This window comes from Variovorax sp. 01T439_2 (genome assembly GCF_056398445.1).
The window spans coordinates 1-3,923 of sequence record NZ_JBFTPJ010000569.1 but is presented as its reverse complement, the minus strand read 5'-3'; the positions used below and the strand labels follow the sequence as shown (position 1 = coordinate 3,923).

The following is a 3,923-nucleotide window of genomic DNA, read 5'->3' as shown; positions in this document are numbered from 1 at the left end:
GTGCCCACCGGCCCGTACCGGCGCAGCAGCCGCCGGCACATCGTGGTGCTGAAGATGTAGACCAGCGAGCCGCCGGCGGGAATCCAGCCGTACATCGCGGGCGACCAGCCCAGGTAGCCGATGTAGACCATCGGCGACAGCAGCAGGAAGCAGAAAAGGCCGCCGTAGGTGGTTGCGGCCACCGAAGCCCAGGCCCGGAAGCTGCGGCTCGCGAACACGGCGCGGGTGCTGCCGCGCGGCGCTGAAAGCTCCCCGGCCAGCGGCCGCCGCGTCTCCGCGAACGAGCGCCAGCACAGCGCAAGCAGCACCAGCGCATAGAGCGCCATCGACGCCATCACCCAGCGCCAGCCGGCGCCCTGCACCAGCCATGCGCCCAGGAGCGGCGCCAGCAGCCCCACCACGCCCAGGCCCGTGAGCCCGCGCGCCATGACGTGCGGACCTTCGTGCGCGGGATAGAGGTCGCGCACCGCGGCGCGCGCGCACACCAGGATGGCCGCCATCGAAAAGCCCTGCAGCGTGCGCCAGCCCGCGAGCACCGCCACGCTGCCGGCGAAGGCACCGCCCAGCGCCGCGATCGCGTAGCAGCCGAGCCCCGCCAGCAGCACCGGCCGGCGGCCGAAGCGGTCGGCCAGCGGGCCGCACAGCAACTGTGCAAAGCCGAAGGCCAGAACAAAGAGCGTGAGGCTGGTGCTGGCCGAGCCCAGCTCCTTCGCGATGGCGGGCAGCGCGGGCAGGTAGCTGTCGGTGGCCACGGGCTGCGCTGCGAGCAGCAGCGGCAGCAGCAGGCCGAAGCCGATCTCGAACCGGTCCTTGCGGATGCGCGGCCCGGTCACTGGGCGGCCGCGGCCAGCAAGCCCTTCTCGCGCAGGATGCCGGCCGCAATGCCGAAGGCGTGGTTCGCCACCGGCACGCCGCAGTAGATGGCCGCCATCATGATGACTTCCTTGATGTCCTCGGGCGTGAGGCGCGATTCGGGCGGGCCGTCGAGCGCGGCGCGCACGTGCATCGCGAATTCTTCATAGGCGTGGATGCCCAGCATCATCGACAGCACCATGTAGCGGCGCGTCTTGTCGCCGAGCGCGGGCCGGCCCCAGATGTCGTTCCAGGCATGGCGCGTGATGAGCTCCTGGAACTCGGCGTTGAAGGCGTTGCGGTTGGCCAGCGACTTGTCGACCCAGGCATCGCCGAGCACGCGGCGTCGGTTGACGAGGCCGGCTTCGTAGTCGTTGGGAGGTGTGGTCATGCTTGCTTCGTCGGTCATCAGGGGGTGTCTTTCGCAATCAGTTGGGCGCGCAGTGCCGCGACTTGCCGCAGCGCGGTTTCGCCGGCCGGGCCGGCCAGCGCGGGGTCGAACCATTCGTCCGCCGCCTCGCGCGGCAGCTCCGCGCGCAGGGTGTCGATGTTGGCGCGCATGCGCGCCGCGTCGATCTGCAGGCCGGGCAGCGCACTGGCCAACGCACGCGCGCTGCCGTGCGCCGACATCAGCAGCTGCGGCCATTCGGCCAGTTCGGCCTGCCAGCCGCCGAGCGCACGCTCGTGTTCCTGCGGCATCGCGGCCAACAGTGCGGCCACCCGCTGCGGCGCGCGCTGGGCCGCGGCCAGTGCCACCATCGCCGCCACCGGGTTGCGCTTGTGCGGCATTGCGGAGGAGCCGCCGCGGCCCGGCTCGGTGGGCTCGGCCACCTCGCCGACCTCGTACTGGCCCATGAGCGCGATGTCGCGCGCGATCTTGCCGAGGCTGCCCGTGAGCAGCCCCAGCTCGCAGCCGAGCGCAACCCATTCGTCGCGCTGCGTGTGCCAGGTGGCGCCGGCATTGCCGAGGCCGAGCTCGTCCGCCACGCGCTGCACGACGGCCGCGCCCTGCCCCTTCATCTGCGAGAGCGTGCCGACGGCGCCGCCGAGCTGCACGCTCAGCGCATGGCGCGCGGCGCCCCGCAGGCGGGCCCGGCTGCGCACCAGCGGCGCGGCCCAGCCGGCGCACTTGAGGCCGAAGCTCGTGACCGACGCAGGCTGCATCAGCGTGCGCGCAAGGATCGGCGTGGCCGCATGCTGCGTGGCGTGCTGCAGCAGCGCCTCGATGGCGCGGTCGACATCGGCCTCGATCAGCGCGATGCCTTCGCGCGTGACCAGCGCCATCGCGGTGTCGATCACGTCCTGGCTGGTGCTGCCGAAATGCACGAAGGGCACGGCGGCGGGATTGAACAGGCCCACGGCCTCCTTCAAGGCCTTGACCAGCGGAATCGCGACGCTGCCGGCGCGGCCGCTGTCGCGCACGATCTTGGCCACGTCGAACAGCTCGACCTTGCAGCTGCCGACGATCGAATGCGCGGCCGCCTCCGGCACCAGCCCGAGCGCGGCCTGCGCGCGGGTCAATGYGGCCTCGAAGCGCAGCATCGCGCCGACGAAGTTGTGGTCGCTGAAGGCGGAAAGCGTCTCGGACGTGGAAAGGAAGCCTTCGAAAATGCTCATGGTGAATGTGTTCTTGCGTCAAAAAAATCGAGCGAGCGCAACCGCGTTACACCGCGTCTTCCCTCGCGCCGCACGGCAGCGGGCAGGCGTTGCACTCGCTCAGTAGCTGATCTTCGCCTCGGCCCGCAGCGCATCGGCCGTGGCGGTGCCGAAGCCGAAGAACTCGAGGTACGCGGGAATCATCTCGAACAGCATGTCGGTGCCCACCTGCACGGCGCAGCCCTTGTCGCGGACGGCACGCAGCAGCGGCGTGTATTCGGACTTCATGACCACTTCGCCGACAAAGGTCGAGGCCGCGATGCGGTCCACGTCGAAGGGCAGCGGATCGCCCTCCTTCATGCCCAGCGGCGTGGCATTGACGACGAGGTCGAAGCCGGCCGGATCGTTCGAGCCGGTGGACACGGCCAGCGCCGGATAGTGCGTGCGCAGCCGCCCGGCCAGCGCTTCGGCCGAAGCCGCGTAGGCATCGAAGAGCGCGATTTCCGCCACGCCGGCCGCGGCCAGCGAAGCGGCAATTGCCGAGCCCACGCCGCCGCTGCCGGAGACCAGCACGCGCGCGCCCTCGAGCACGCAGCCCTTGCGCAGCACGCCGCGCACGAAGCCGGCGCCATCGAACTGGTCGCCCACCAGCGTGCCGTCGGCGCGCTTGAGCACCGCGTTGCAGGCGCCGGCGATCTTTGCGGTGGGCGTGACTTCGTCGACCAGGCCCATGGTCGTGATCTTGTGCGGCATGGTCACCAGCGCACCGCGGATGTTGGTGAGCCGGAACAGCGCGGCGAAGGTTGCCGGATAGTCCTCGGGCTTCACGCCCATCGGCACCACGACGGCGTCGATGCCCTGCTTCTCGAACCAGGGGTTGTAGATCATCGGCGCCTTGAAGCTCTCGGTGGGAAAGCCCAGGTGCGCGACGAGGGTGGTCTTGCCGGAAATCATGGAGATCGGCCCGCCCTTATTTGCGGACCTTGGCGATCTCGGCGTACAGCTCCTTGACCACGGCCTCGCCCACCAGGGCGCTGTGCTTGTCCACCACCGGCTTGACCTTGTCGCGCAGGCGCTGCATTTCGGCGGGGCTGAATTCGGTCACCTGCATGCCGGCCTTCTTCAGGTCCTCCAGCGCGGCTTGCGCCTGCCCGCGCGACGTTTCGCGCTCGAACCTGGTGGCTTCTGCGGCCGCCTCGGTCATGATTTTCTTCTCGGTATCGCTGAGCGAATCCCAGAGCTTCTTGCCGACGATCAGCGCCTGCGGGTTGTAGACGTGCTGCGTGAGCGCGAGGTGCTTCTGCACTTCGGCGAACTTCGACGTGCGGATGACCGTGTTCGGGTTCTCCTGGCCGTCGACCGCCTTCTGTTCGAGCGCCGGATAGAGCTCAGGAAAGGGCATCGGCGTGGCGTTGGCGCCCAGCGCATTGAAGAGATCGATGTAGATCGGCGACTGGATCACGCGGATCTTCAGG

Annotated in this window: 5 protein-coding genes; all 5 read right to left on the bottom strand. The window is 69.6% G+C overall.

Annotated elements, in window-relative coordinates; all coding sequences use genetic code 11:
• The coding region (locus AC1DOC_RS23435) for an MFS transporter (protein WP_478130585.1) at window positions 1-833 on the bottom strand (833 nt) is incomplete at its 3' end.
• Window positions 830-1,261: a carboxymuconolactone decarboxylase family protein gene (locus AC1DOC_RS23430; protein WP_478084493.1), complete on the bottom strand. Its 432-nt coding sequence runs from the start codon at window positions 1,259-1,261 to the stop codon at window positions 830-832. The genes AC1DOC_RS23430 and AC1DOC_RS23435, both read right to left, overlap by 4 nt.
• Window positions 1,261-2,469 (bottom strand): 3-carboxy-cis,cis-muconate cycloisomerase, encoded by a 1,209-nt coding sequence (gene pcaB / locus AC1DOC_RS23425; protein WP_478130584.1) that lies wholly within the window; start codon window positions 2,467-2,469, stop codon window positions 1,261-1,263. Before pcaB ends, AC1DOC_RS23430 begins: the two co-directional genes overlap by 1 nt.
• A gap of 99 nt (window positions 2,470-2,568) precedes the next feature.
• Complete coding sequence (locus AC1DOC_RS23420; protein ID WP_012748423.1) at window positions 2,569-3,402, bottom strand: shikimate dehydrogenase family protein; 834 nt, start codon at window positions 3,400-3,402, stop codon at window positions 2,569-2,571.
• Window positions 3,403-3,418: 16 nt separating this feature from the next.
• Window positions 3,419-3,923 (bottom strand): TRAP transporter substrate-binding protein DctP (gene dctP, locus AC1DOC_RS23415; RefSeq protein WP_478130583.1); only part of this gene is annotated, 505 nt, incomplete at its 5' end.

Excerpts from the sequence above, each read along its gene's own strand:
- AC1DOC_RS23430 (WP_478084493.1), bottom strand. The coding sequence starts at position 1,261 with ATGACCGACGAAGCAAGCATGACCACACCTCCCAACGACTACGAAGCC.
- AC1DOC_RS23420 (WP_012748423.1), bottom strand. The coding sequence starts at position 3,402 with ATGATTTCCGGCAAGACCACCCTCGTCGCGCACCTGGGCTTTCCCACC.